Annotated in this window: 26 protein-coding genes and 1 tRNA gene; 10 read left to right on the top strand and 17 right to left on the bottom strand. The window is 72.8% G+C overall.

Annotated features, from left to right (window positions below):
• Window positions 1-437: 437 nt before the first annotated feature.
• The gene (locus tag ACWGSR_RS14815) at window positions 438-1,058 is read left to right on the top strand and encodes a MerR family transcriptional regulator (RefSeq protein WP_453566781.1); all 621 of its coding nucleotides are present in this window, start codon (window positions 438-440) and stop codon (window positions 1,056-1,058) included.
• 7 nt (window positions 1,059-1,065) lie between these two features.
• Here the strand turns inward: ACWGSR_RS14815 and xth are convergent, their stop codons facing one another.
• Window positions 1,066-1,869, bottom strand: coding sequence for an exodeoxyribonuclease III (gene xth, locus ACWGSR_RS14810; protein ID WP_453566624.1), 804 nt, complete (start codon window positions 1,867-1,869; stop codon window positions 1,066-1,068).
• A gap of 50 nt (window positions 1,870-1,919) precedes the next feature.
• Between xth and ACWGSR_RS14805 the strand changes: the two genes are divergently transcribed.
• A complete protein-coding gene (locus ACWGSR_RS14805) occupies window positions 1,920-2,399 on the top strand; it encodes a GNAT family N-acetyltransferase (RefSeq protein WP_453566622.1) in 480 nt (159 codons plus the stop codon).
• Between the two features lie 107 nt (window positions 2,400-2,506).
• On the opposite strand, the gene ACWGSR_RS14800 is transcribed toward ACWGSR_RS14805, so the two are convergent.
• Together ACWGSR_RS14800 and ACWGSR_RS14795 are read right to left on the bottom strand one after the other, a co-directional pair.
• On the bottom strand, window positions 2,507-2,722 hold the full coding sequence (locus ACWGSR_RS14800; RefSeq protein WP_376239276.1) for a hypothetical protein: 216 nt from the start codon (window positions 2,720-2,722) through the stop codon (window positions 2,507-2,509).
• Between the two features lie 182 nt (window positions 2,723-2,904).
• A tRNA-Ala gene (locus ACWGSR_RS14795) sits at window positions 2,905-2,978 on the bottom strand.
• A gap of 134 nt (window positions 2,979-3,112) precedes the next feature.
• Between ACWGSR_RS14795 and ACWGSR_RS14790 the strand changes: the two genes are divergently transcribed.
• Entirely contained in the window at window positions 3,113-3,667 is a 555-nt protein-coding gene (locus ACWGSR_RS14790) for a hypothetical protein (protein WP_453566620.1), read from the top strand.
• Here ACWGSR_RS14790 and ACWGSR_RS14785 read toward each other — a convergent pair.
• The 7 genes from ACWGSR_RS14785 to galU all read right to left on the bottom strand — a co-directional run bounded on the left by ACWGSR_RS14785 (window position 3,609) and on the right by galU (window position 9,375).
• The gene (locus ACWGSR_RS14785) at window positions 3,609-4,100 is read right to left on the bottom strand and encodes a HEAT repeat domain-containing protein (protein ID WP_453566618.1); all 492 of its coding nucleotides are present in this window, start codon (window positions 4,098-4,100) and stop codon (window positions 3,609-3,611) included. The two genes, ACWGSR_RS14790 and ACWGSR_RS14785, sit on opposite strands and share 59 nt — an antisense overlap.
• Before the next feature lie 32 nt (window positions 4,101-4,132).
• Window positions 4,133-5,242 carry a divisome protein SepX/GlpR gene (gene sepX / locus ACWGSR_RS14780; protein ID WP_453566616.1) on the bottom strand — a complete coding sequence of 370 codons (1,110 nt, stop codon included), beginning with the start codon at window positions 5,240-5,242 and terminating at the stop codon, window positions 4,133-4,135.
• Window positions 5,243-5,379: 137 nt separating this feature from the next.
• Window positions 5,380-5,991 carry a GNAT family N-acetyltransferase gene (locus ACWGSR_RS14775; protein WP_161373234.1) on the bottom strand — a complete coding sequence of 204 codons (612 nt, stop codon included), beginning with the start codon at window positions 5,989-5,991 and terminating at the stop codon, window positions 5,380-5,382.
• On the bottom strand, window positions 5,988-6,554 hold the full coding sequence (locus tag ACWGSR_RS14770; RefSeq protein WP_453566614.1) for a MogA/MoaB family molybdenum cofactor biosynthesis protein: 567 nt from the start codon (window positions 6,552-6,554) through the stop codon (window positions 5,988-5,990). The genes ACWGSR_RS14775 and ACWGSR_RS14770 overlap by 4 nt, the downstream gene beginning before the upstream one ends.
• Window positions 6,551-7,036 carry a cyclic pyranopterin monophosphate synthase MoaC gene (gene moaC, locus ACWGSR_RS14765; protein ID WP_053642806.1) on the bottom strand — a complete coding sequence of 162 codons (486 nt, stop codon included), beginning with the start codon at window positions 7,034-7,036 and terminating at the stop codon, window positions 6,551-6,553. Before moaC ends, ACWGSR_RS14770 begins: the two co-directional genes overlap by 4 nt.
• A 59-nt stretch (window positions 7,037-7,095) precedes the next feature.
• Window positions 7,096-8,460 (bottom strand): molybdotransferase-like divisome protein Glp, encoded by a 1,365-nt coding sequence (gene glp / locus ACWGSR_RS14760; RefSeq protein ID WP_453566612.1) that lies wholly within the window; start codon window positions 8,458-8,460, stop codon window positions 7,096-7,098.
• Between the two features lie 3 nt (window positions 8,461-8,463).
• Window positions 8,464-9,375, bottom strand: a complete 912-nt coding sequence (gene galU / locus ACWGSR_RS14755) for a UTP--glucose-1-phosphate uridylyltransferase GalU (RefSeq protein WP_376239296.1) — start codon at window positions 9,373-9,375, stop codon at window positions 8,464-8,466.
• A 104-nt stretch (window positions 9,376-9,479) separates the two neighbouring features.
• On the opposite strand from galU, the gene ACWGSR_RS14750 reads away from it, so the two are divergent.
• Window positions 9,480-10,085 carry a 5-formyltetrahydrofolate cyclo-ligase gene (locus tag ACWGSR_RS14750; protein ID WP_453566609.1) on the top strand — a complete coding sequence of 202 codons (606 nt, stop codon included), beginning with the start codon at window positions 9,480-9,482 and terminating at the stop codon, window positions 10,083-10,085.
• On the opposite strand, the gene ACWGSR_RS14745 is transcribed toward ACWGSR_RS14750, so the two are convergent.
• A complete protein-coding gene (locus ACWGSR_RS14745; protein WP_453566607.1) occupies window positions 10,075-12,936 on the bottom strand; it encodes a penicillin acylase family protein in 2,862 nt (953 codons plus the stop codon). The two genes, ACWGSR_RS14750 and ACWGSR_RS14745, sit on opposite strands and share 11 nt — an antisense overlap.
• A gap of 260 nt (window positions 12,937-13,196) precedes the next feature.
• On the opposite strand from ACWGSR_RS14745, the gene ACWGSR_RS14740 reads away from it, so the two are divergent.
• The 5 genes from ACWGSR_RS14740 (at window position 13,197) to mscL (ending at window position 18,215) form a co-directional block, all read left to right on the top strand.
• Window positions 13,197-14,795 carry a potassium/proton antiporter gene (locus ACWGSR_RS14740; protein ID WP_376239304.1) on the top strand — a complete coding sequence of 533 codons (1,599 nt, stop codon included), beginning with the start codon at window positions 13,197-13,199 and terminating at the stop codon, window positions 14,793-14,795.
• Window positions 14,796-15,079: 284 nt separating this feature from the next.
• On the top strand, window positions 15,080-16,384 hold the full coding sequence (locus ACWGSR_RS14735; protein ID WP_453566606.1) for an MFS transporter: 1,305 nt from the start codon (window positions 15,080-15,082) through the stop codon (window positions 16,382-16,384).
• Window positions 16,385-16,452: 68 nt separating this feature from the next.
• On the top strand, window positions 16,453-16,785 hold the full coding sequence (locus tag ACWGSR_RS14730) for an FmdB family zinc ribbon protein (protein WP_453566604.1): 333 nt from the start codon (window positions 16,453-16,455) through the stop codon (window positions 16,783-16,785).
• 218 nt (window positions 16,786-17,003) lie between these two features.
• A complete protein-coding gene (locus tag ACWGSR_RS14725; protein WP_453566602.1) occupies window positions 17,004-17,564 on the top strand; it encodes a hypothetical protein in 561 nt (186 codons plus the stop codon).
• A gap of 72 nt (window positions 17,565-17,636) precedes the next feature.
• A complete protein-coding gene (gene mscL, locus ACWGSR_RS14720; RefSeq protein ID WP_453566600.1) occupies window positions 17,637-18,215 on the top strand; it encodes a large conductance mechanosensitive channel protein MscL in 579 nt (192 codons plus the stop codon).
• A gap of 19 nt (window positions 18,216-18,234) precedes the next feature.
• Here mscL and ACWGSR_RS14715 read toward each other — a convergent pair whose 3' ends face one another.
• The 6 genes from ACWGSR_RS14715 to ACWGSR_RS14690 form a co-directional block, all read right to left on the bottom strand.
• Window positions 18,235-18,456, bottom strand: a complete 222-nt coding sequence (locus ACWGSR_RS14715) for a hypothetical protein (protein ID WP_376239318.1) — start codon at window positions 18,454-18,456, stop codon at window positions 18,235-18,237.
• A gap of 66 nt (window positions 18,457-18,522) precedes the next feature.
• On the bottom strand, window positions 18,523-18,927 hold the full coding sequence (locus tag ACWGSR_RS14710; RefSeq protein ID WP_366377134.1) for a hypothetical protein: 405 nt from the start codon (window positions 18,925-18,927) through the stop codon (window positions 18,523-18,525).
• Entirely contained in the window at window positions 18,924-19,679 is a 756-nt protein-coding gene (locus tag ACWGSR_RS14705) for a Rieske (2Fe-2S) protein (RefSeq protein ID WP_453566598.1), read from the bottom strand. The genes ACWGSR_RS14710 and ACWGSR_RS14705 overlap by 4 nt, the downstream gene beginning before the upstream one ends.
• Window positions 19,676-20,275, bottom strand: a complete 600-nt coding sequence (locus ACWGSR_RS14700; RefSeq protein ID WP_453566596.1) for a 4Fe-4S dicluster domain-containing protein — start codon at window positions 20,273-20,275, stop codon at window positions 19,676-19,678. The genes ACWGSR_RS14705 and ACWGSR_RS14700 overlap by 4 nt, the downstream gene beginning before the upstream one ends.
• Before the next feature lie 7 nt (window positions 20,276-20,282).
• Window positions 20,283-22,619, bottom strand: coding sequence for a molybdopterin oxidoreductase family protein (locus tag ACWGSR_RS14695; RefSeq protein ID WP_453566594.1), 2,337 nt, complete (start codon window positions 22,617-22,619; stop codon window positions 20,283-20,285).
• Window positions 22,616-23,755, bottom strand: coding sequence for an MFS transporter (locus tag ACWGSR_RS14690; RefSeq protein ID WP_453566592.1), 1,140 nt, complete (start codon window positions 23,753-23,755; stop codon window positions 22,616-22,618). The genes ACWGSR_RS14695 and ACWGSR_RS14690 overlap by 4 nt, the downstream gene beginning before the upstream one ends.
• A gap of 377 nt (window positions 23,756-24,132) precedes the next feature.
• Between ACWGSR_RS14690 and ACWGSR_RS14685 the strand changes: the two genes are divergently transcribed.
• On the top strand, window positions 24,133-25,308 hold the full coding sequence (locus ACWGSR_RS14685; RefSeq protein ID WP_453566590.1) for a low temperature requirement protein A: 1,176 nt from the start codon (window positions 24,133-24,135) through the stop codon (window positions 25,306-25,308).
• Window positions 25,309-25,338: the final 30 nt, after the last annotated feature.

Genomic DNA, 25,338 nt, shown 5'->3' with positions numbered 1-25,338 from the left:
TTCCGCCAGCAATCACTGGCATGGTGGGGACTGTAGAGCAGCTCCCTACCGAGCGGTAGGGGTACGACGAGGGAAAGTTACCGGCGGTACAACATAGGCTGGCGGGCGTGGCAGAAGGATCGAGTCCCGGGACGGGCGGACACGAGGGACCGGACGCGGGCGACGGCGCGACGGGCGGCGGCCCGGTGGGCGGCGACCCGGCGGACACGGGCGCGGGCGCACCGGCGGGCGCGGGTACGTCGACGGGCACGGGTACGTCGACGGGCGCGGGCGTACCGGCGAGCGCGGGTACTCCTGCGGGCGCGGGCCCGTTGACGGGCACGGGTACGTCGACGGGCGCGGGCGTACCGGCGAGCGCGGGTACTCCTGCCGGCGCGGGCCCGTCGGCAGGCGGTGCGACGGGCGCACCGGCCGAGGGTGGCGTGCGCGAGTACCGCATGGAGGAGCTGGCGGCCGCCGCCGGCATCACCGTGCGCACCCTGCGCTTCTACCGCGAGCGCGGACTGATCCCGCCGCCCCGCCGCGAGGGCCGGATCGCCTGGTACGACGAGCAGCACCTGGCCCGGCTGCGGACCATCGCCGCCCTCCTGGAGCGCGGTCACACCCTCAACGGCATCGCCGACCTCACCACCGCGTTCGAGAGCGGCCGGAACGTCCGCGAGGTCCTCGCCATCGACGTCCCCAGCGAGGAGGAGCCGGTCCGGCTCACCCCCGGGGAGCTGGCCGATCACTTCGCGGGCGAGGTCACGCCCGAGAACCTGGCCGCCGCCCTCGACCTCGGCTACCTCGTCACCGACGGCGAGGAGATCGTCCACATCAGCCGCCGGCTGCTCGACGTCTCCGCCGCGCTCGTCCGCGAGGGCGTGCCGCTCGCGGAGGTCCTCAAGGCGGGGGCGAGGGTCCGCGAGCACGCCGAGGCGCTCGCGGAGCTCTTCACCGAGCTGCTCCGCGCCCACGCGGCCGAGCAGGACCTGTGGCGGCTGCGCCCGCTCGCGAAGAGCGTGGTGGAGGCGGAGCTGTCGATGGCCCTGGACCGCCGCCTGCGCGACAGCCCCTGAGCCGCCCTTACAGGTCGTAGACGGCGGTGACGGGCGCGTGGTCGCTCCACCGCTCGTCGTGGGTGGCGGCCCGCTCGACGTACGCCTTCACGGCCCTGGCGGCGAGTCCGGGCGTGGCGATCTGGTAGTCGATGCGCCAGCCGCTGTCGTTGTCGAAGGCGCGCCCGCGGTAGGACCACCAGGAGTAGGGCCCCTCCTGGTCGGGATGGAGCTCGCGGACGACGTCCACGTACCCGCCGTCGCCCTCGTCGAGGACCCGGGTCAGCCACTCCCGCTCGTCGGGCAGGAAGCCGGCCTTCTTCTGGTTGGCCTTCCAGTTCTTGAGGTCGGCCGGCCGGTGGGCGATGTTCCAGTCGCCGCAGACGACGACCTCGCGCCCGTCGGCGGCGGCGCGGGCGCGGAGGTCCTTCAGGTACGGCAGGAACTCGCCCATGAAGCGGTACTTCTCGTCCTGCCGCTCGGTGCCGACCTCGCCGGAGGGCAGGTAGAGGCTGGCGACGGTCACGCCGGGCAGGTCGGCCTCGACGTACCGGCCGCTGTCGGCGAACTCCAGGCACCCGAAGCCGACCTGGACCGCGTCCGGCTCGCGCCGGGTGTAGAGGGAGACGCCGGCCCGGCCCTTGGCGGCGGCGGGGGCGTGCACGGCGAACCAGCCCTCGGGCGCCCGCACCTCCGGGGGCAGCTGCGCCTCCTCGGCGCGCACCTCCTGGAGGCAGAGGACGTCGGCGGAGGTGTCCGCCAGCCACTCGGCGAAGCCCTTCCTGGCGGCGGCGCGGAGTCCATTGACATTCACACTTGTGACAGTGAGCATCCCGGGAGAATACCGACACCCACGACCCGCACACACGTACGATGAAACGCATGAACATCCGTCCCACCCCCTATGACCACCCCGATGCCGTCAAGCTCGACGACGCGGTCCAGGCGGAGTACGCCGTCCGCTACGGCGACGAGGGCGACGTCACACCGCTGGACGCCGGGATGTTCGTCCCGCCCCGCGGCCTCTACCTGCTCGCGTACCACCCGGAGGGCCACCCCCTCGCCACCGGCGGCTGGCGCACGCAGGACGCGAACGACCACGGCTACGCGGACGGCGACGCCGAGCTCAAGCGCATGTACGTGATCCCCGAGGCCCGCGGCCTGGGCCTGGCCCGCCGCATCCTCGCGGCCCTCGAAGCCGACGCCCGCGCCGCCGGCCGCACCCGCATGGTCCTGGAGACGGGCACGGCCCAGCCGGAGGCCATCGCCCTCTACGCCTCCAGCGGCTACGCCCCGTGCCCGAAGTTCGGCCACTACCGCGATCACCCGGAGAGCCGCTGCTACGCGAAGGCGCTGGTCTGACGGTTGCTCCAGGAGCGCCCGCCGGACATCGAGCCGCGTCGCCTCGTCCTTGTAGTGGGCCCGGCGGCTTCCCCCGCCCCCGGCTTTCACCGAGCCGACAGGACTGCCTACTTGCCGACCCCGCCCGCAGGGCGGCGACGGTAGGCCCGTGCGGTGCCGAGCCCGATGAGGACGCTGGGAAGGACGACGAGGATTCCGCTGACGACCGCGTCCCGGTCACCGATCAGGAACGTCACCAGAGAAGACAGAGCGAAGACGCTGACACCCGTCACCACCAGGAACAGCGCGAGCTCGTTCCACCGGTTCTTCGAACTGTGGGTCACGCTCCGCATTATTGCCCCGGGGTGACGCACGGCCTCGCGCCGCCTCACCGGAGAACCGGGAAATACGGAGCCCGTTCCCCCGGTCGGCGGGAGCCGTTCCCCGCGCTCTCGGGCAAGCCGATCTCCCCGAAAAAGCAGAAATCCCGTCCGATTTTTCGATCGGACGGGATTCCCGTTGTCTGTGGACCTGTGGGGATTTGAACCCCAGACCCCCTCGATGCGAACGAGGTGCGCTACCAGACTGCGCCACAGGCCCTTGCGACGTGTGAAACATTAGCACCCCGACCGACGAGAACAAAAATCGCTTCCGCCGCAGGTCAGCCGAGGCCGTCGCGGGGCCCGGCCGGGCCCGGCGTACCTTCGCCGCATGACGAACACGGCGGGGGCCCGATGAGCGGCTGGTGGGACTACCTGGAGGAGCGGACGCGCGCGGAGGTCGACGCGGACGTGCTGCGCGACCGGCGGTTCACGGCGGTCAGGACCGTGTGGGCGGCGCTGCGGCCGCTGGGGCTCGGACTGTACGAGGCGGAGAAGGTCGTCCACGCCCGTTACGAGGCCCTCGGGGGCCGCGTGGCCCGCACGCCGCCCGATCCGCTCGACCTGCCCTCGCTCGCCGCCCGCGCCGCGGGCCTGCCGGGCCGGCCCGTCGCCGTCGAGGCGCTGTGGGACGGCGACACCGTCCACGACTGGTTCGTCGTGCTGGTCGCGGTCCTGGACGACCCCGCCGGCGAGGGGCACCTGGCGACCGTCCTCCACCGCCGCGACGGACGCCCGCCGGCCGTCGCGGCCGCCGAGGCCGGCCACGCCCTCGCCGACCACCTCGGAGTGCCCTTCCACTTCCCCTCCCCGCACACCCCCGACGACGAGGCCCCGCGCTGGAGGACGCCTACGCGGGACGGCGCCGCTCCCCCTGCCGGATCACCTCGTCCCGGTACTGCCACCTGATCTCGGTCAGCGCGTCCTCCGCCTCCCTGCGGATCTCGGGGTGGGGATGGTCGAGGAACCGCTCGGCGAGCGGTATCGCCGCCTTGTCGTGCGTGGAGCCGAGGGCCGACAGGACGTAGGCGAGGAGCGGGCGCTCGAAGCGGTCCGCCGCGTCGGCGAGCGGTTCCACCAGCGGGAGGGGGAGCGTGTAGCGCGTGCCCGCCATGCAGACGGCGTACAGGGCGGACTCCAGGACCGTCCTGTCCTCGTCCTCCGACAGGGCGATCCGGGTCATGCGTCCGACGGCCCGCTCGGCGTCCTCCTGCGTCAGCAGGCCCGCTTCCAGGAGGTCGCCGACGGCGTCGAGGCAGAAGTGGCGGTGGGACGTGGCCGGGTCGTCGAATTCCTTCCAGGCCTTCTCGACCCGTGCCGTCAGGTTCTCGTATCCGTCCATGGGCGGAGCGTAGGGAGGTCCGTCCGCCCGGGTCACTCGTTGGCGGCCCGGGGGCGGTCGTCGTCCGCGTACTGGTCGAAGAGCGGGGTGCGGCCGTGGTCGCGGTCGCGGCGGGGGGCGGCGGGGCGCTTGCGGGGGGCCGGGGCGGGGGTCGGGTCGGCCGCCGTGGAGGAGCGGGCCGCGCTCCAGGTCTCCGGGTCCGTGATGTCGACGCCGCCGGACGCGCGCGGGGCGACCGGGGCGGTGACGTACGTGGGGAGCGGGACCGGGACCGGGTCCCAGCTGTCGCCGCGGGCCGGGCCGCGGTCGCGCTGCTGGTCCACCCACTCGGCGTGGTCGGTCTGTTCGACCAGGGCGCGCCGGTCCGCCTCCTGCGGGGAGACCGCCGGGGCCGTCGCGGGCGCCGGGTCGGCCTCCGGTTCGGGCGTCGGGGTGGGGCGGCGGCTCTCGCGCAGCCGGGCGGCCGCCGCTTCGGCGCGGCGCCGGTCCATCACGTACACGAAGCGGCGCCGCTCCTGGATCCGCAGGTGGACGATGTACGCGCTGAGGAGCAGGGCGGGGGCGGCGGGCGCCCACAGGAAGGGGACGCCGCCGACGGCCGCGACGATCGCGCCGAGCGTGAAGGCGAGGAAGAGGACGATCGTGGTGCGGCGGCGCCGGGCGAGGACCTTGCCGCGGCGGGCGCGTTCGGCGGCGCCCGGGGCGGGCCGGGCCGGGGCGGACGCGGGTTCCGGTTCGCGGTTCGACTCGCGGTTCGGGTCGCGTCCCGGTTCACGGTCCTGCGCGTGATCCGGGGCGCGGTCCGACGCGCGGTCGCGGTCGCGGTCCGGGAGTTCCAGGCGCGCTTCCGTCCTGGCCGCGGGCGCGGAGAAGGCCCGGACGTCGACCGAGCCGAGATGCTCGGTCGCCGCGTCCGGGTCCACGTCGGGCGTCGGGCCCTCCGCCGTACGGTCCCGCTCCTTCAGCTCCTTGGCATAACGGCGCTCCATGCCCGCCCGTCCGGAAAGCAGCCGGATGGCGGTGCTGAAGCGCTCCGTCGGACGTGCTTCGTTCAGCTCGTCCTGCCTGCGGAGCCACATCGGTACCAAGTAGGCGGCCCAGGCCCCGACGATGACTGCGTAGATGAGGCCGCTGCTGCTCACGGTTCACACGGTAGAGGGGTTCGCACGAGGGCATAGGCCAATTGGCCCGGTGTGTCGCACGATCTGGCTGATATCACTGAACTTTTTTGTGATTGTTCAGATCGATTGACCGCCAACTACCGATTGAATTCGAACACTTATTTCATTCTCGCCTGACGCCAGCGCCTCAGCAGCCCTTCCGGCACCTCTTCCGCCGTGAGCGCGAACACCAGGTGGTCCCGCCACGCCCCGTCGATGTGGAGGTAGCGGGGCCGCAGCCCTTCCTCGCGGAAGCCCAGCTTCTCCACGACCCGGCGCGAGGGGCCGTTCTCCGGGCGGATGCACACCTCGACGCGGTGCAGGCCGACCGTGCGGAAGCAGTGGTCCACGGCGAGCGCGACCGCCGTCGGCATCACCCCGCGCCCGGCCACCGCGCTGTCCACCCAGTACCCCACGTGCCCCGAGCACATCGAGCCCCAGGTGATCCCGGCCACCGTCAACTGGCCGACCAGCCGCCCCTGGTACTCGATCACGAACGGCAGCATCCGGCCCGCGTTCGCCTCCGACCTCAGGTGGCGCACCATCTGACGGTAGGTCGGGCGCTGGGCGGCCGGGCCGCCCGGGGGCGGCGGCGGGACCGTCGCCTCCCACGGGCGCAGCCACTCGCGGTTGCGCCGGTTCACCTCGCGCCAGGCCGCGTGGTCCCGCATCCTTATCGGCCGCAGGACGACGTCGCCGTCGACGAGGACCGCGGGCCAGGACGGGATCACGACGGTCTCGGATGGTCGCCGCCGCGGATCTGGTCGACGGCGTGCCGCAGGAGCGGCTCCAGGACGGCCAGGCCGTCCCGCACCCCGCCCGTCGAGCCGGGCAGGTTCACGATCAGGGTGGTGCCCGCGACCCCGGCGAGGCCCCGGGAGAGCGCCGCCGTCGGCACCTTCTCCCGGCCGTACGCGCGGATGGCCTCCGGGATGCCCGGGATCTCCCGCTCCAGGACCCGGCGGGTCACCTCGGGGGTCAGGTCGGTGGGCGAGATACCCGTGCCGCCGGTGGTGACCACCAGGTCGTACCCGGCCTCCACGGCCGCCCGCAGCGCCGCCTCGACGGGCTCGCCGTCCGGGACGACCCGCGGCCCCTCGACCGCGAACCGCAGCGCGGTCAGGGCCTCGGCGATCAGCGGGCCGCCCTTGTCCTCGTACACCCCGGCCGCCGCCCGGTTGGAGGCGGTGACGACCAGGGCCGAGTAGGCGTACGCCGGGGCCTCCCCCGGCGCGGCGGACCCGGCGGGCTCCGGGTGCCCGTGCGTCCCCGCCACCCGGCCGGCGCGCGTCACGACTCGCCCCGCGCCCAGCGGCCCGACTTGCCGCCCGTCTTCTCCTCCACCCGCACGTCGGAGATGACCGCGCCCTTGTCGACCGCCTTCACCATGTCGACGACCGTCAGGGCCGCCACCGAGACCGCCGTCAGGGCCTCCATCTCGACGCCCGTGCGGTCCGTGGTCCTCACGGTCGCCAGGATCTCGACCGCGTCGTCCGCGACCGACAGGTCGAGCGTCACGCCCGAGACGGCCAGCGGGTGGCAGAGCGGGATGAGGTCGGGGGTCCTCTTCGCGCCCATGATCCCGGCGATGCGCGCGGTCGCGAGGGCGTCGCCCTTCGGGACGCCCTCGCCGCGCAGCAGCTCGATCACGCGCGGCGAGACGAGGACCCGTCCGCTGGCGCGCGCCGTGCGGGCCGTGACGTCCTTCGCGGAGACGTCGACCATGCGGGCCGCCCCCGCCTCGTCGATGTGGGTGAGACCTTGCTGCGTGCTCATGGCCGTGACACTCCCGGTCGCTGTGTGGGACGAGACACCGTACCCCCACACTCGTCCCCTCAGCCGAGGAGGACCACTTCCAGCTCGGCGCCCGGCTCCACGCTCTCCGTCTCCTCCGGGACCACGAGCAGGCAGTCCGCGTGCGCGAGGGCCGCGATCAGGTGGGAGCCGGCACCGCCCACGGGAGTGACGGCGCCGGTCTCCCGGTCGTACACCCCGCGCAGGAACTGGCGGCGGCCCGCCGGGGAACGCAAGGGGCCGTCCACGTCGAGGACCGCCCGCACCCGCGGCCGGTGCAGGTCCCCCACCCCCATCAGGGCGCGGATCGCGGGACGGACGAACAGCTCGAAGGAGACGTACGAGGAGACCGGGTTGCCCGGCAGGGCGAGCAGCGGGATCCGGTCGGCGCCGATCGCGCCGAAGCCCTGCGGCTTGCCCGGCTGCATGGCCAGCTTGCGGAAGTCGACCTCGCCGTCGCCGGTCAGCGCCTCCTTCACCACGTCGTACGCGCCGACGCTCACCCCGCCCGTGGTCACGATCAGGTCCGCCCGGATGAGCTGGTCCTCGATGGTGGAGCGCAGCGACTCCGCGTCGTCGGCGACGGCCCCCACCCGGTAGGCGAGGGCTCCGGCGTCCCGCGCGGCAGCGGCCAGCGCGAAGCTGTTGGAGTCGTGGATCTGCCCGGGACCCAGCGGCTCGCCCGGCTGGACCAGCTCGCTGCCGGTGGAGATGACGACGACCCGGGGGCGGGGCCGCACCCGGACCGTGCCGCGCCCGATCGCGGCGAGCAGCCCGATCTGCGGCGGCCCGAGGACGGTGCCGGCGGCGAGGGCGAGCTCACCCGCGCGGACGTCGCTTCCCTGGGCTCGCACATGGGCGCGGGCCTCGGCGGCGCGGTGCACCCGGACCTCGCCGGCCGCGCCCTCGGGGGCGGTGCTCGCGGCGCTCATGCCGGTGGCCGCGCCCCCGCCCGCACCGCCGTCGGTCCACTCGACGGGGACGACGGCCTCGGCGCCGGGCGGCAGCGGGGCGCCGGTCATGATCCGGGCGGCCTGGCCGGGGCCGACCTCGGGCAGGCCGTCCGCGCCGGCCGCGACGTCGCCGATCACCGTGAGGACGGCGGGGAACTCCTCGGTGGCCCCGGCGACGTCGGCGACCCGGACCGCGTAGCCGTCCATGGAGCTGTTGTCGAAGGGGGGCAGCGCGGCCGGCACCGTCACGTCCTCGACGAGGACGCAGCCCTGGGCGTCGAGGAGTTGCAGCTCGATGGGTTCGAGCGGGCTCACGGACGCGAGGACGTCGTCCAGGTGCTCGTCCACCGACCACAGACCGCGGGCCGGGCCCGCGCAGGGATCGGGCGTCCCCTCCCCGCGGTCGTCGTCGTGGTCGTCGTGGGACGGCGACGGTGCCGTGCTGCTGCTCAAGGCCTACATCTCCTCGCTGACGTATCTCCGGAGCCAGGCCCGGAAGTCCGGTCCCAGATCTTCACGTTCGCACGCGAGTCTGACAATGGCACGCAGATAGTCCCCCCGGTCGCCGGTGTCATAGCGGCGCCCCTTGAAGACGACGCCGTGCACCGGTCCGCCGATCTTCTCGTCCGAGGCGAGCTTCTGCAGGGCGTCGGTGAGCTGGATCTCCCCGCCGCGGCCCGGCTCGGTCTCCCGCAGCGTGCCGAAGACGGCCGGGTCCAGGACGTAGCGGCCGATGATCGCGTAGTTGCTGGGCGCCTCGCCCGGTTCGGGCTTCTCCACCAGGTCCGTCACCTTGACGACGTCCGCTTCGGCGGTGGCCTCGACCGCCGCGCAGCCGTACAGGTGGATCTGCGAGGGCTCGACCTCCATCAGGGCGATCACGCTGCCGCCCTCCCGCTCCTGGACCTCCACCATCCGCGCGAGCAGCGGGTCGCGCGGGTCGATCAGGTCGTCGCCGAGGAGGACCGCGAAGGGCTGGTCGCCGACGTGCGGGGCGGCGCACAGGACGGCGTGGCCGAGGCCGCGCGGGGCGCCCTGGCGGACGTAGTGCATGGTGGCGAGGTCACTGGGCTCCTGGACCTTGGAGAGGCGCTCGGCGTCGCCCTTCCGGCTCAGGGCCTCCTCCAGCTCGTGGTTCCGGTCGAAGTGGTCCTCCAGGGGGCGCTTGTTCCGGCCGGTGATCATCAGGACGTCGGAGAGGCCGGCCGCGACGGCCTCCTCGACGACGTACTGGATGGCCGGCTTGTCGACGACCGGCAGCATCTCCTTCGGCGTCGCCTTGGTCGCCGGGAGGAAGCGGGTGCCGAGGCCGGCGGCCGGGATGACAGCCTTGCTGATCCGGCCGAGCCTGGGGAGCGACTGATTCATGCGGTGCACCCTAACGGTTCGGAATGAGAGAAAGATGTGGCTCCGATTAACTTCCTCCGCATAAAGGCAGTTACATGAGCTTCGCGTATTCACAGAGGACCGTCATGACACCGGAGATGTCCGAAAAGACCGTGCTGCGCAGTCGACTTCTGGGGGCCCGCGCCGCGCTGACTCCCGAATTCCTCGTGGAATCGGCCGGATCCTTCGCCCGCCAGGGGCTGGAACTGGCCGAGCTCGCCGGGGCGTCCACCGTCGCCGCGTACGTGTCCGTGGGCCGCGAGCCGGGCACGCGCGCGCTGCTCGACGCGCTCCACGCGCGCGGGGTGCGGGTCCTGCTCCCCGTGCTGCTGCCCGACAACGACCTGGACTGGGCCGCGTACGAGGGCCCGGACCGGCTCGCGCGGGCGGGCCGGGGGCTGCTCGAACCGGTCGGGCCCCGACTCGGCCCGGAGGCCGTGTGCGGGGCGGACGCCGTGCTGCTGCCGGGCCTCGCGGTGGACGCGCGCGGGATGCGGCTGGGGCGGGGCGGCGGCTCGTACGACCGGGTCCTCGCCCGGCTCGTACGGTCCGGCCGGGACCCGGCCCTGGTGGTCCTCCTCTACGCGGACGAGGTGGTCGGGCGGGTCCCGGAGGAACCGCACGACCACCCCGTGCACGCGGTGGTGACCCCGGAGGCGGTCGTCCGCTTCCGGTCCGCCCCTACGGGTTGAGGACCAGCGTGTCCTTGGTCGCCGCGTCGACCGCCGCCTTGCCGTGGGCCCAGTCGTACAGCTCGCCCTTCGCCCACGCGTCCGTCTGGTCGGTGTAGTGCGAGTGGAAGGCGTGGCCGGAGGCGCCGGTCAGGTTGACCCACCGGGACTTGTCCCAGTCGCCGACGTTGACGACCATCCGCATCGACGGGACCCAGATGACCTCGTAGCCGCCGGCCGCGTTCCAGCCGGTGGCGTCGACGGCCGCCTCGCCGCCGCCCAGGTTCCACGGGCCGCGGTTGAGGAGCCGCTGCACGGCGCCGGGTCCGGCGGTGCCGAGGGTCTGGTTCTTCAGCGTGAGCTGGTGCAGCCGGCCCCAGCTCCAGGTGGAGACGTCCTTGCCGAGCTTGGCGGTCAGCTCCCAGCGCGCGTCCTTCATGGCGCGGGCGAGCAGCTGGTCACGGGTCTCGGTGGCCTGGTCGGTGCGGTTGCCCGGGGTGGTCCACCACTCGTTCTTCTCCTGCTTGAGGAGCGGGCGGACGACCTCGTACCAGCGGTCGCCGCCGTCCGGCTGGGCCGAGTCGGCGTCGCGCTGGCCGCACTCGCGGACGAGCTTGTTCTGCTCGTCGACCGGGCCGGTGGCGTCGGCCGGGCGCACGTTGATGCAGTCGCCCTCGGCGCGCAGCTCCTTGGGCAGCTTGTCGCCGAAGGCGAGCTTGAGGACGTTGCGCCAGACCGCGTTGAAGTAGGCGGCGGCGGCCGAGTCGGGCTCCTGGGTGTAGTCCCAGCCCTCCAGCAGCTTCTGCGCCTCGCGGACGTGCGGGTCGGCGATGTCGATCTTGAGCAGGAGCGGGTTGAGCAGGGTCGCGATCTCGCTGCGGTTGTCCGTCTGCATGGTCCGCATGTCGTCCGGCGAGATCTTCCCGCCGTCCTTGGTCTTCGACTCGATCAGGTCGTTGATCCGCTGGCTGCGCGAGCCGTAGCCCCAGTCCTTGGTGAGCAGGTCGGGGTAGTTCTTCGGGTCGATCACGGCCTGGTTGGCGGTGACGATGTAGCCGCGGTCCGGGTTGTACTCGTAGGGCAGCTTCTCGAAGGGGACGTACTGCTTCTTCCACGCGTACGAGGAGTCCCAGCCGGGCGCGGGCAGGGTGCCGTCGCCCTTGGTGCGCTGCGGGATCTTGCCCGGCGACTGGTAGCCGATGTTGCCCTCGGTGTCCGCGTAGATCAGGTTCTGCGAGGGGACCTCGAAGTTCTTGGCGGCGGCCCGGAAGGAGGCGAAGTCCTTGGCGCGGTCGATGGCGAAGATCGCGTCCATCGACCTGCCGGGCTGGAGGGCGGTCCACTGGAGGGAGACGCCGTAGCCGGTGCCGCGGTCGGGGGCGGCGTTGCCGACGGGGGCCTTCTGGCCGACCGTCTCCAGCTCGGAGGAGCGGTCGGAGACCAGCGGGCCGTGCTCGGTGGAGCGGACGGTGATCTTTCGGTCGGCGCCGCCGGCGACCTTGATGGTCTCCTCGCGGACGGTGAAGGGCTTGACCTTGCCGTCGACGAGGTAGCCGTCGGGGCCGATCTTCTCCAGGTAGAGGTCGGTGACGTCGGCGCCGAGGTTGGTGAGGCCCCAGGCGATCTTGTCGTTGTGTCCGATGATCACACCGGGCATGCCGGAGAAGGTGTAGCCCGAGACGTCGTAGCGGCAGGTCGCCGAGACCGAGCGGCAGTGCAGGCCCATCTGGTACCAGAGGGACGGGAGCTGCGGCGCGAGGTGCGGGTCGTTGGCGAGCAGCGGCTTGCCGGAGGTCGTGTACTTCCCGGCGACGACCCAGGAGTTCGAGCCGATGCCGTTGCCGTTGGGGCCGAGCAGGGCCGGGACGCCGTCGAGGACCTCGGAGAGGGCGGCGAGCTGGGACGTCATGCCGTCGGAGGAGCTGCCGGAGGAGCCGGTCGAGCCTCCGGAGCCGGAGGAGCCGTCGGAGGAGCCTTCGGAGCCCCCGGAGCCGGAAGAGCCGTCGGAGCCGGTCGAGCCGTCGGAGCCGGTCGAGCCGTCGGAGCCGGTCGGATTGCTGCCCGGGGTCTCGCCCGTCCCCAGGTCGTCGTTGCCGCCCTCGCCCTCGGGGTCGAACTTCCCGGTGGACCCGTCGACCGCGCCCTTGTCCACGATCGGCTGGTGGAGCGCGTACGGGTACTCCGGGTAGAGCTGCTTGATCTGCGCCGGGGTCAGCCGGCTGGTGAGCAGCGAGCGGTCGATCTCGTCCTGCATGTTGCCGCGCAGGTCCCAGGCCATCGCCTTGAGCCAGGCCACCGAGTCGACCGGGGTCCACGGCTCGATCGTGTAGTCGTTGGTGAGGGCCAGGGCCGCGTACTCCACGGAGACGTCGTCCGGCTTCCGGTCCTTCAGGTAGGCGTTGACGCCCTCCGCGTACGCCTGGAGGTACTTCTTGGTCTCCGCCGACAGGACCTTGTCGTACTCCTCCTGCGCGACCCGGCGCCAGCCGAGCGTGCGCAGGAAGGAGTCGGTCTCGACCTGGCCCTCGCCGAACATCTCGGAGAGCCGGCCCGCGGTCACGTGCCGGCGGACGTCCATCTCGTAGAACCGGTCCTGCGCCTGGACGTAGCCCTGCGCGCGGAAGAGGTCCTGCTCGTTGTCGGCGTAGATCTGCGGGACCCCGAGGGCGTCCCGCTTCACCTCCACCCGGCCCGAGAGCCCGTCGAGGCGGATCTCACCGGTGGTCTGCGGGAACGAGGCCCGGACGGTGCTGACACCCCAGTACCCGCCGGCCCCGACGCCCGCGACCAGCACGAGGACCAGGAGGACGAGGAGCAGGCGGGCACGCCGCCCTTTCTTCTTGGCGGGGGGCGCGGACGTGTTGGAGGGCATCGCTGTCCTTCGAGGGGCAGGGTGGTCCTGGAGTACGGGAGCCACCTTAGGCGCAGCGTCCGGACGGCTCGGACTCGGTGTCAGGAAGAGAACCGTACTGGTGAGCGGGTGAGCCACCGGGAAGGCGTCAAGAAAACGTTAAAGATTAGGTAAGGTAACGAAGTGTCGCCCGCTGGAGGAACGATCCAGCCGCATATGAGGGGAAGGATCGGCCACTGACTGTCCACCAGCTCAACGAACTCCTGCTCGTCAGCTCGCTCGTGCTGCTGATCGCCGTGGCGGCCGTGCGGATCTCGTCCCGGAGCGGCCTCCCCAGCCTCCTGCTGTACCTGGGGATCGGCGTCGCCATCGGTCAGGACGGCATCGGCAACATCGCCTTCGACAACGCCGAGCTGACGCAGGTCATCGGATACGCGGCCCTCGTCGTGATCCTCGCCGAGGGCGGCCTCGGCACGAAGTGGAAGGAGGTCAGGCCGGCCCTGCCGGCCGCGGCCGTCCTCTCCACCGTCGGCGTCGCGGTCAGCGTCGGCGTCACCGCCGCCGGCGCCCACTACCTCGTCGGCCTGGAATGGCGGCAGGCCCTGATCATCGGCGCCGTCGTCTCCTCCACCGACGCCGCCGCGGTCTTCTCCGTGCTGCGCAAGGTGCCCCTCCCCTCACGGGTCACCGGCACCCTGGAGGCCGAGTCCGGCTTCAACGACGCCCCCGTCGTCATCCTCGTCGTCGCCTTCTCCACCGCCGGACCGATCGACCACTGGTACGTGCTCCTCGGCGAGATCGCCCTGGAGCTCGCCATCGGCGCGGCCGTCGGCATCGCGGTCGGCTTCCTCGGCTCCTTCGGGCTGCGGCACGTCGCCCTGCCCGCCTCCGGCCTCTACCCGATCGCCGTCATGGCCATCGCCGTCGTCGCGTACGCCGCCGGCGCCCTGGCCCACGGCTCCGGCTTCCTCGCCGTCTACCTGGCGTCGATGATCCTCGGCAACGCCAAGCTGCCGCACGCGCCCGCGAACCGCGGCTTCGCCGAGGGGCTCGGCTGGATCGCGCAGATCGGCATGTTCGTCCTGCTCGGCCTGCTCGTCACCCCGCACGACCTGGTCAACGACTTCTGGCCCGCCGTCGTCATCGGCCTGGTCCTGACGATGGTCGCGCGGCCCCTGGAGGTCCTGGTCAGCCTGCTGCCGTTCCGCATCCCCTGGCAGGAGCAGGCCCTCATGTCCTGGGCCGGCCTGCGCGGAGCCGTCCCCATCATCCTCGCCACCATCCCGATGGTGGCGCAGGTCGAGGGCAGCGAGCGGATCTTCAACATCGTCTTCGTCCTGGTCGTCGTCTACACCCTCATCCAGGGCCCGACGCTGCCCTGGCTGGCGAAGGCGCTCAGGCTCGGGGCCTCCTCGGACGCCTCCGACCTCGGCGTGGAGTCCGCGCCCCTGGAGCGGCTGCGCGGCCACCTGCTCTCCGTCGCCATCCCGGAGGGCTCCCGGATGCACGGCGTGGAGGTCGCCGAGCTGCGCCTCCCGGCCGGAGCGGCGGTCACCCTGGTCGTACGGGACGAGAAGAGCTTCGTACCGGCGCCCGCGACCGTCCTGCGGCACGGCGACGAGCTCCTGGTCGTCGCCACCGACCCGGTGCGGGACGCCACGGAGCGGCGCCTGCGGGCGGTCGGCCAGGGCGGCAAGCTGGCCGGCTGGCTCGGCACGGGGGGCGGCTCGACGGCGCTCGGCCCGCCGCCGGGCACGGAGACGCGCTTCCACCGGGCCGGACAGCGGTCGGGGCAGCAGTCCGGGGAGCAGTCCGGGCGCCGGTCCGGACAGCAGTCCGATCACCGGTCCGGTCACCGGCAGAAGAAGCCCGCGCGCTGACGACTGAGACATGGCGCACACGATCCCCGTGTTCGCAGGAATCGATGAAGGGGAGGGAGCGTTTCCCAGGCGGGAGGACGCTCCTTCCCTGTACCATGAAGGCACACCTGATCGAACCAACTCTGCCTGACGCAGAGCTGGCGCGACCGTATGGCGGCCGTGGCGCCCCTCCGCAGTGGGGCCGGCCCGGTATCTACCGCAGTTCCGCGCATGAGGACAGCTCTCGGCGACACCCGCACCACCGTGCACGGGAAGCGCTACCAGGCGGCGGAAAGGCAAGGACCGTGGCGTCCACGGTCAACACGGGCACGGTCGACACCGACGAGCGGCCCGACACGGGCACGCGGCCCGGTTACGGACAGCTGCTGCGCACCCCCGGCGCGCTGTCCTTCCTGCTTCCCGGCTTCGCCGCCCGGCAGCCCTTCGCGATGCTGACCATCGGCATCGTCCTGCTCGTCCAGCACACCACCGGCTCCTTCGGCAGCGCCGGCGCGGTCGCCGCCGTCACCGGCGTCTCCATGGCGCTCTTCGCGCCGCAGAGCGGCAAGCTCGCCGACCGCTTCGGCCAGCGCGCCGTCCTGGTCCCCGGCGTCCTCGTCCACACCGCCTCCGTCTCGCTGCTCGTGGCCCTCGCCCTGGCCGGCGCCCCGCTCTGGGCGCTGTTCCTGGCGGCCGTGCCCTCCGGCGCCTCCGTGCCGCAGGTCGGCCCGATGGTCCGGGCCCGCTGGGCGGCGAAGCTCGACGGCACCCCGCTGATGCCGACGGCGGCGGCCTTCGAGTCCGTCACGGACGAGTTCACGTTCGTCGTCGGCCCGGTCCTCGCCACCGCCCTGTGCACCGGCGTCCACCCGGCCGCCGGTCTGATCGCCGAAGCCGCCCTCACCCTCGTCGGCGGCCTGTTCTTCGCCGCGCAGCGCGCCACCCAGCCCGCGCACGGCCCGGCCGCCTCGCACGCCGCCGAGCCCCACCGCTCGGCGCTCTCCGTGCCCGGCGTCCGCGTCCTGATCGTCGCCTTCCTCGGCATCGGCTCCGTCTTCGGCGGCATGCAGGTCTCCCTCACCGCCTTCAGCGAGGAGATCGGCAACCCCGGCGCGAACGGCCTGCTGTACGGGGTCTTCGCCGCCGGCAACATGCTCGCGGGCATCGCCATGGGCGCCGTCGCCTGGAAGACCGGCCCCCTGCGCCGCCTGATCCTGGGCTACGCGGGCCTCACCGTCGCCGCGTCCCTGCTGTGGTCCGTGCACTCGGTGCTGCTCCTCGGCGCCCTGGGCCTGGTCGTGGGCCTGTGCATCGCCCCCGCCCTGATCACCGGCTACACCATCGTCGAGACCCTGATCCCGGCGTCGGCCCGCACGGAGGCCTTCACCTGGCTCACCGGCGCCGTCGCCCTCGGACAGGCGGCGGCCGTCACGGTCGCCGGCCGCCTCGCCGACGCCCACGGCGCGAGCACCGGATTCCTGGTGCCGCTGGCGGGCACGGCCCTGGCCCTGACCACGCTGGTGCTGCTGCGGTCGCGGCTGAAGCCGCGCGAGGCGAGCCGGGTCGCGGCGCGTGGTGTCGGTCACCGCGTGCCGGTGACGGTGGACTGAGGCCACGGAATACGTCACTATGGATCGTCGTTAGCACTCGATGAGTGTGAGTGCCAGGAGGAAGTCAAGTGCCGACCTACCAGTACCAGTGCACCGAGTGCGGCGAAGGCCTCGAGGCGGTGCAGAAGTTCACCGATGACGCGCTGACCGAGTGCCCCAGCTGCAAGGGCCGCCTGAAGAAGGTGTTCTCGGCCGTCGGCATCGTCTTCAAGGGATCCGGCTTCTACCGGAACGACAGCCGCGGCTCGTCGTCCAGCAGCTCGCCGGCCTCGTCGAAGCCCTCGGCCTCCGCGTCCTCGTCGGGTTCGACGTCGGACGCGAAGCCGGCCGCGGCGGCCTCGTCGTCGTCCTCTTCCTCCTCCTCGACGTCCTCGTCGGGCACCGGAAGCTCGGCCGCCTGATCCCGCTCTTCCCCGAGGGCCCCGTCGCGTGCGACGGGGCCCTCGGGCGTGTCCGGAGCCCTTGAGGGAGGTCAGGTCGCTCGGGAGGGTGAGGGAGTTCTCCACAGGCGTCGAGTGATCCCCAGGCCGGAGCGGGGCGGGGGCGGGACGGGGAAAGTGGGAGCCGCTTTCCCTTCTTCTCTTCCTGGTTTCCTCTCGATCCGGACAGGCGGTCTCCCGTGACGACCACGAACGACCCACTCCTCGCCTCCCTCGCTCCCGTCTCCCCCGTCTCCGTGCCGGCGCCGTGCGCGGTGCCGCCCTTCGAGCCCGTACGGGTACGGGGTGCCCGGCCGCGGCTGCGCGGGGCGCCGCGCCGGGGGCGGCGGGTGCCGGTGCTGCTCCTGGCCCTGATGGCGGCGGCGCTGGCCGTGGCGGGATCGGTCTCCGGCGGCAGGTCCGCTCCCGGGAGCGCGAAGGCCGCGGCGGCCTCCCCCGCGCGCCCCGCGCCGGCCGTCCCCCTGGTGTCCGCCGCGGTGCGGATCGCCGACGCCGCGACCGTACGGCTGCTGCGGCCCGGGGACCGGGTCGACGTGATCGCCGCGCCCCACGCGCCGCCGGGCGGGGAGGGCGGGGCCCGGGTGGTCGCGACGGGCGCCCGGGTCGCCGAGGTCCCGCGGGCGGACGGCGGGGACGGCCCGGACGCGGGGGCGCTCGTCGTGCTCTCCGTGCCCCGGGCGACGGCCGCGGCGCTGGCGGGTGCCGGTGTCACGTCCCGGCTGGCGGTGACGATGTGCTGATTCGCACGCACACACCGTCGAGTAACCGTCCCGTGTGTACGGATTGGACGCCCTCGCTCCGAGCACGGCGTAATGGCACGGCACGCAGCACGAGCGACGGAGACGAAAGGCACCTCGGTGGCGAAGAAGGAAACCGTGCTGGGAGGCTTCAAGGCCTTCCTGATGCGCGGCAATGTGATCGACCTGGCGGTGGCGGTCGTCATCGGCGCCGCGTTCACGAACATCGTGAACTCGGTGGTCAAGGGCATCATCAACCCGATCGTGGGCGCCTTCGGCACGAAGGACCTGGAGAGCTACTCGTCCTGCATCAAGGGCACCTGCGAGGTGGTCGGCGGCGAGGTGCAGGGCATCCAGCTCCAGTGGGGCCTGGTGCTCAGCGCGGTGCTGAGCTTCCTGATCACCGCGGCCGTCGTCTACTTCCTGATGGTCCTGCCGATGGCGAAGATCCTCGCGAAGCGTGCCGCGCACGACAAGGCGAAGGAAGGCGTCCAGGAGACGATGGAGATCAGCGAGCTGGAGGTGCTCAAGGAGATCCGCGACCACCTGGTCGCCCAGCGCGGCCCCTCGACGGGGACGGGAACGGGCCCCGGTTCGGCTCCCGGTTCCGGCTCGGGCTCCGGTGGCGGCACGGGCACGCACCCCACCTCCTGACCGGCGCCGTACGCCGGGTTCAGAGGTGGTGCGGCGGCTTCTCGTCGAGGAAGCGCGCGAGATCGGCGGCGCTGTCGCCGCCGTTAGGAGGCCGCTCGCCCCACCCGCGGTCCGTGTCGTCCGCGGACTGGCGGTCCAGCGGATCGTCGAAGACGATGGCCGGCCTGGGCCTGCCCTCGGGGCGGGCGGGCGTGCCGGGTCGCTCCGTGTCTCGCGGGCCGTGGGCGGGGGCGGTGCTCATCCTTTCAGGGTACGCCCGTAGCCCCGTTCCGCGCCTCCCTGATCCGTGGCCCCTCTCCGCCCGGGGTCAGCGGTCCTTCGGGTCGAGCAGCCAGAGGCCGAGCACCACGAGGAACGACAGGACGAGGAAGCCCGCGCCCCACCAGGCGGTGCCGGTGTCGCCCGACATCCACTCGTCCACCACGATCGTCAGGCCCCAGAGCTGGCCGACGACGACCGAGAGCGCCAGGGCGAGGCGGGCGGTCAGCTTCGAGGAGCGCTCGGGCTCCTGCTCCACGCCGGCTCCCGGCCCCGGCCCGGTGTGCCGGATCCGGGGATCGCCGTAGCCGCTGGTGGGCCGGATCTGCGGGTAGCGCTCGTGCAGGGGCCGGTTCAGGCGCGGCTGGACACTGCCCGGGGTGTACGCGGGGGGCCGGGGCGGCTCCGCCGGGTCCGGGGCCTCCGGGTCGCGGGGGAAGGCGCTCTCGCTCATGTCCGCTCGCTCCTCTCCGTCGCCCTCGCTCCCGCGCCGACGCCCGAGCCCGTGCCCGTGCCTGCGCCTGCGCCTGCGCCTGCGCCCACACCCGTACCTGCGCCCGTCCCCGTGGGGGAGCCATCGGCTCCGGAGGCTCCCGGGCAGCCCAGGCGGGTGGCGAGGTCGGGGCGGTCCGGGCCGAGTTCGCGGCAGAGGCCCTCGCGGGCGCTCTCGCCCGAGCGGGCGGTGCCGACCGCCCAGACGCTGCCGTCGGCCTCCTCCACGAGGAGCACCTTCGGGAGTCCCCGGGGCGGCGGTCCCGCGGTGACCGCTCCCGTGCGCGCGTCGAAGACGCCCTCGTGGCAGGGGCAGTACAGCTCGCCCTCGCTCCCCCGGTCCCTGCGCCAGAGGACGGCGCAGGCGAGGTGGGTGCAGACGGCGGAGTAGCCGGCGAGGGTGCCGTCCTCCAGGCGGACGGCGACCGCGCGGTCGTCGTCGCCGGGGTAGCGGAAGGCGAGGGAGTCGCCGGGCAGGATCCGGTCGGCGATCCGCTTCGGTTCGGGGGCGCCCTCGCTGTCGCCGTGCCGGTGCAGGATGCCGGAGGCGACGCCGATGCCGCCGACGGCGAGGCCGCCGGAGACGGTGGCGACGATCCGCAGGTAGTCGCGGCGGGTGGTGAGGGAGTCGGAGGCGATCCGGTCGTGGAGCGCGTCCTGGGCGGCGTCGGCGCGGGGGCCCGGGGCGGGCGGCTGGGGGTCGGTGACGCTCAACGGACGTCCCTTCCGTTGATCTCCACGACGGGCAGCCCGCCGGGGACCGGCCACTGGACCTTGTCGGCGGGGACGACCATCGCGACCCCGGTGGAGACGGTGGTGGTGCCGAAGGTGAAGGAGTCGGCGACCTGAACGCCGGGGCGTTCGGCCCGCAGCTCGTCGAGGGTGCCGTAGAAGAGGGCGCCGGTGGGGCAGACGGTGGCGCACATGGGGGCGAGGCCGTAGGCGGTGCGGTCGTAGCAGAGGTTGCACTTCATCTGGAGCTTGGCCTGGAGGTCGATCTTGGGCACGCCGAAGGGGCAGGCGTTGACGCAGTTGGCACAGCCGATGCAGCGGGTGGTGTCGGCCTGCTGCACGACGCCGTCGGGGGTGACGAGGATCGCGTCGGCGGGGCAGACCTCGGCGCAGGGGGCGACGGGGTCCTCGCAGTGCATGCAGACGGTGGGGAGGGAGGCGACGGAGTGGCCCTCGTCGGGGTAGTCGAGGTGGATCATCGACTTGCCGCGGTGGGAGTCGCATTCGCGGCAGGCGGAGACGCAGGCCTGGCAGCCGATGCAGCGGCCGGGGTCGATGAAGATCGTGCGGCCCATCATGTGCGGGTCAGCTCCTCTCGGCGGTGCCGCGGCCCTGGGGGGAGGTGGGGGGCAGCGGGTCGGTGCGGGAGACCTGGGCCTCCGGGTAGGCCGGCTGTCCCGGGGGCGTGGGCGGGGCGGGGACCTCGTCGATGCGTTCGGCGGCCTCGACGCGGGCGGCGCACACCTTGTACTCGGGGATCTTGGAGCGCGGGTCGAGGGCGTCGATGGTGAGGGCGTTGGCCGCGGTGGGGACGGGCCAGTGGTAGGGCACGAAGACGGTGTCGGGGCGGATGGCCTCGGTGACGAGGGCGGGGAAGACCTCGCTGCCGCGGCGGGTGACGACGCGGACGGGGTCGCCGTTGCGGAAGCCGTGGGAGGGGTGGACCTCGACCCAGGGCCGGGGTGTCTGCTCGACGAGGCCCGCGAGGCGGCGGGTCTGGTTGCCGGAGAGGAAGTGGGCGACGGTGCGGCCGGTGGTGAGCGAGAGGGGGAACTCCTCGCTGTACGGGTCCATGGGCGGGTGCCACTCGACGGTCTGGAGGTGGACCTTGCCGTCGGGGTGGTAGGAGCGCCCGTCCTCGAAGAGGCGGGGGGTGCCGGGGTGGTCGGTGGCGGGGCAGGGCCAGGCGATGCCGCCGGTCTCCTCCAGGCGCTCGTAGGTGATGCCGTAGTAGTCGTTCACGGTTCCGGCGGAGGCGACGCGGAGCTCCTCGAAGACGGAGCGGGAGTCGGGGAAGTCGAACTTGTCGCCGGCGCCGAGACGGCGGGCCAGCTCGCACATGACCCAGGTGTCGGTGCGGACGCCGGCGGGGGGTTCCTGGGCCTTGTTGTGCTTGACGACGCGGGCCTCGGCGTTGGCCATGACGCCCTCGTCCTCGGCCCAGACGGTGACGGGGAAGACGACGTGGGCGTTGGCGGCGGTCTCGGAGAGGAAGAAGTCGAACTGGGCGTGGAACTGGAGGGTGTCGTAGCCGTTCTTGACGGTGGCGTAGTTCGGGAGGGAGACGAAGGGGTTGTTGCAGATGCCGATGAGGCCGCGGATCTCCTCGCGCTGCATCTGCCAGACCATCTCCATCATGGAGGTTCCGGCGGGCGGGAGTTCGGTCTCGTCGATGCCCCAGATCTCGCAGATCTGGCGGCGGTGCTCGGGGTTGGTGATGGAGCGTCCGCCGGGCAGGAGGTCGGACTTCTGGCCGTGTTCGCGGCCGCCCTGGCCGTTGCCCTGGCCGGTGATGGTGCCGTAGCCGGCGCCGGGCCTTCCGATGTTGCCGGTGGCGACGCAGAGGTTGATGACGGTGAGGCAGTTCTCGACGCCCTGGGAGTGGTGTTCGATGCCCCGGGCGTGCCAGGCCATGGCCCGGTCGGCGCCGGCGAACATGCGGGCGACCTGGACGATCTGCTCCTCGGGGACGCCGCAGATCCGCGCGGCGCGGGACGGCGGGTACTCGGCGACGGTCCGTTTCACCTCGTCCCAGCCGGTGGTGTGGGCGGCGAGGTGGGCCTCGTCGGTGAGGCCCTCGGCGACGACGACGTTCAGGACGCCGTTGAAGAAGGCGGAGTCGGTGCCGGGCTTGAGGGCGACGTGGACGTCGGCGGTGCGGGCGATCGCGGTCTCGCGGGGGTCGATCACGATCAGGGTGGCGCCCCGGTCGCGGGCTCCCCACACGTACTGGGTCATGACGGGGAAGCACTCGCCGACGTTGGAGCCGGCGATGAGGAGGCAGTCGGTGAGGAGGATGTCGGAGAAGGGGTTGCCGGCGCGGTCGATGCCGAAGGCGAGCTTGTTGGCGCCGGCGGCGGAGACCATGCAGAGGCGCCCGTTGTAGTCGACGTGCTTGGTCTTGAGGGCGACCCGGGCGAACTTGCCGACGAGGTAGGTCTTCTCGGAGAAGAGGCTGGCGCCGCCGAGGAGGCCGAAGGCGTCGTCGCCGTACTCGGTCTGGATGCGGCGGACCTCGGCGACGGTGTGGTCGAGGGCCTCCTCCCAGCTCACCTCGCGGAACTCCTCGTCGCGGTTGCGGCGCATGAGGGGCGCGGTGAGCCGGTCGGGGTGGTTGACCTGCTGGTAGGCGTTGATGCCCTTGGGGCAGAGCCGCATCCGGTTGATGTCGTGGTTGCGGGGTTCGACGCCGAAGACCTTCCCGTGGCGGTCGACCCGCAGGTACATGCCGCACTGGACGCCGCAGAAGCAGCAGTGGGTGGGGACGAGGGTCTCCTCGTTCTGGTCGGCGTGCCAGCGGTCGGCGGGGAGGCCTCCGGCGTCGCGGAAGTTCCGGGAGCCGGGCGGGGCGAGGGAGGGGTCGAGCGACAGCGGCCGCCCGGGGACGGTCCCGGGGACGGCCGCGGGGTCGGTGGCGCTCACTTGAAGCCCTTCTTCACGTGGTCGAGGTAGGCGGTGCCGCGCAGGACGCGCTTGCAGCGGGGGCAGTACTCGGCCCACTCCTCGAAGCCGAGGTCGAGGTCGCGCATGGTGCCCCGGAGGTTCTCCACGTACGGCGCGGTGTCGATGGGCTGTCCGCAGCGGCGGCAGGTGAAGACCTCGCCCCCCTCGTCCTTGCGGCGGGAGGTGTACTTGAAGAGCTGCATGCCGACGGCGGCGGGCCGCTGCACGATGTGGAAGAACTTCCCGAAGGGGATGTAGATCAGGGTGAAGACCACGGACACCATGTGGAGGATGGCCAGGAACTCGTAGCCGCCGCCGTGCAGGAAGATCGACGAGAAGGTCAGCAGCAGCCCGGTCACGGAGATGACGATCAGGGCGAGCAGGGGCACCAGGTCGTAGGCGAAGCGCTGGCCGGTGATGGCGCCCCGGTCCTTCATGCGGCGCCAGAGGAAGTAGGCGGCGCCGGGGATGACGAGGACGGCGGCGATGTCGAGGCCGTGGAACATGAGCCAGCCGAGGATGCCGAGCGAGTCGAAGCCGAGGATCTTGAAGCCCCAGATCCGCATCTCGTAGCCGGGTCCCGAGCCGGTGGAGGAGGTGAAGGTGAACCAGCCCCAGGTGAGCGGGAAGGTGATCGCGGCGGCGAGCAGGCAGCCCCAGAAGACGAGCTGGTGGGCGGCCCAGCGGGCGTGGGAGCGGGCGCCGAGGAACCTCTGGAAGCCGAGGTAGGTGGCGATCATCTTGGGCAGGGCGGTGGGGGCGCTGCGGAAGTTCGCGACGGAGAAGAAGGAGCCCCAGCCCTTGCGGAAGAGGCGGCGGGCGCCGGGGGCGGAGATCCAGACGGTGTAGCGGTAGGCGACGCCGAAGGCGAGGAAGACGGTGGCGACGGCGTAGGGCAGGAGGGCCGAGTCGAAGTCGCGGAGCATGCGGCTGCCGAGGACGATCGCGACGATCAGCAGGGCGGAGACGACCGCGCCGACCAGGGAGGCGCGGCGGCGCACGGCGCCGGGGCTCTGCGGCGGCGGGTCGGCCGCGGCCGGGTCGGTGGCGCCGGACGCGGGGGCGGGCCCGCCCGGAGGAGGGGTCGGCTCGGCGGTCTGCGGTGGCTCGGTCACGCGGCCACGGTAAGGCCGAATGGTACGTTTCGCGCCTTTTGCGGGGGCGGCGTGGTGCGGACGTCGCTCGGACGGCGTTCAGGCCGCGGGAACGGAAGGCCGGGTGGACTCCGGCGATCTGACCGGGGGTCGGGAACGGCGGCGCGGGCGGAGACGGGGGCGGGCGGTGCGTCGTTCGGGGCGGGTGGAGCGGGGCGTCGTTCGGGGCGGGTGGATGGGTGGTGCGGCGCGTCGTTCGGAGCGGGCGGTGCGGCGCGTCGGGCCGGGCGGATGGGTGGAGCGGGGCGGGGCGGGGCGAGCGGGACGGGTGGAGCGGGGCGGGGCGGTGGCGCGCGTGGCTCTGGCCGGAAAGGGCCGGTCCCTGGTGTGCTGGGCATATGACCAGACCTCTCCTTCCCCTCACGGCCCGCTCGCGCGAGGAGGCCCACCGGGCCGCCACGCCCCTGGAGCTCTTCTTCGACCTGTGCTTCGTCGTCGCCGTCGCCCAGGCCGGTGCCGAGCTCGTGCACGCGGTCGCCGAGGGGCACGCGGGCTCGGGCATCGCGAACTACGCGATGGTCTTCTTCGCGATCTGGTGGGCCTGGATGAACTTCTCCTGGTTCGCCTCCGCGTACGACAACGACGACGTCCTCTACCGGGTCGTCACCCTCGTGCAGATCGCCGGCGTCCTGATCCTCGCCGCCGGCGTCTCGCGGGCCTTCCAGGAGCACGACTTCCTCGTCGTCTACCTCGGCTACCTCGTGATGCGGCTCGCCCTCGTCTTCCAGTGGATGCGCGCCGCGCGCCACGCGACCGAACCGGCCGAGCGGACAATGTGCCACCGGTACGCGGGCGGGGTGCTGCTCTGCCAGGTCGGCTGGCTCGGGCTGCTCCTCGCGCCCGAGCCCGCGCGCGCGTGGGTCTTCCTCGTCATGGCGCTGGCCGAACTGGCCGTGCCCCTGTACGCGGAGCGGGCCGGGACCAGCACCTGGCACGCCCACCACATCGCCGAGCGGTACGGCCTGTTCACCCTCATCGTGCTGGGCGAGACCGTCGCCGCCGCGACCGTCGCCGTGAAGTCCGGCATCGTCGAGAACGACGCCCTGGACGAGCTGCTGCCGATCGCCGCCGGCGGCCTGCTGCTCGTCTTCGCCGCCTGGTGGGTCTACTTCGTGGTGCCCGCCCACGACCGGCTGACCTCCAGCCGCCAGGCCTTCCTGTGGGGATACGGGCACTACCTGATCCTCATGTCGGCCGCCGCCATCGGGGCGGGCCTGGAGATCGCCGTCGAGCAGGCCGTGGGCGAGGCCCACATCTCCACCCTCTCCGCCTCGGCCGCCGTGACGATCCCGTCGGCCCTCTTCCTGCTCCTGGTGTGGCTGCTGCACGCCCGCTACTTCAAGGTCGGCACCGCCCAGCAGCTCGTCCTGCCGGTCGCGGCGCTCGCGATCCTGATGTGCTCCTTCGCGGGCCACTGGGCCGTCCTCGCGGCCGGTCTCGTCGCGGCGGCGGCCGTCGCGACCGGGGTGACCCTGAGCGCCCGGAACCCGGCGACGCGGGGCGCCGGGGCCTGAACACCGGGCGGGGGCTCGTGGTAGGCAGGG

Source organism: Streptomyces sp. NPDC055632, assembly GCF_053618675.1.
This window is presented reverse-complemented; position numbering and strand designations above follow the sequence as displayed.

Coding starts and splice junctions, on each gene's coding strand:
- ACWGSR_RS14815 (WP_453566781.1), top strand. CDS start 438: ATGGAGGAGCTGGCGGCCGCCGCCGGCATCACCGTGCGCACCCTGCGC.
- xth (WP_453566624.1), bottom strand. CDS start 1,869: ATGCTCACTGTCACAAGTGTGAATGTCAATGGACTCCGCGCCGCCGCC.
- ACWGSR_RS14805 (WP_453566622.1), top strand. CDS start 1,920: ATGAACATCCGTCCCACCCCCTATGACCACCCCGATGCCGTCAAGCTC.
- ACWGSR_RS14790 (WP_453566620.1), top strand. CDS start 3,113: ATGAGCGGCTGGTGGGACTACCTGGAGGAGCGGACGCGCGCGGAGGTC.
- ACWGSR_RS14785 (WP_453566618.1), bottom strand. CDS start 4,100: ATGGACGGATACGAGAACCTGACGGCACGGGTCGAGAAGGCCTGGAAG.
- moaC (WP_053642806.1), bottom strand. CDS start 7,036: ATGAGCACGCAGCAAGGTCTCACCCACATCGACGAGGCGGGGGCGGCC.
- galU (WP_376239296.1), bottom strand. CDS start 9,375: ATGAATCAGTCGCTCCCCAGGCTCGGCCGGATCAGCAAGGCTGTCATC.
- ACWGSR_RS14750 (WP_453566609.1), top strand. CDS start 9,480: ATGACACCGGAGATGTCCGAAAAGACCGTGCTGCGCAGTCGACTTCTG.
- ACWGSR_RS14745 (WP_453566607.1), bottom strand. CDS start 12,936: ATGCCCTCCAACACGTCCGCGCCCCCCGCCAAGAAGAAAGGGCGGCGT.
- mscL (WP_453566600.1), top strand. CDS start 17,637: ATGGCACGGCACGCAGCACGAGCGACGGAGACGAAAGGCACCTCGGTG.
- ACWGSR_RS14715 (WP_376239318.1), bottom strand. CDS start 18,456: ATGAGCACCGCCCCCGCCCACGGCCCGCGAGACACGGAGCGACCCGGC.
- ACWGSR_RS14710 (WP_366377134.1), bottom strand. CDS start 18,927: ATGAGCGAGAGCGCCTTCCCCCGCGACCCGGAGGCCCCGGACCCGGCG.
- ACWGSR_RS14700 (WP_453566596.1), bottom strand. CDS start 20,275: ATGATGGGCCGCACGATCTTCATCGACCCCGGCCGCTGCATCGGCTGC.
- ACWGSR_RS14685 (WP_453566590.1), top strand. CDS start 24,133: ATGACCAGACCTCTCCTTCCCCTCACGGCCCGCTCGCGCGAGGAGGCC.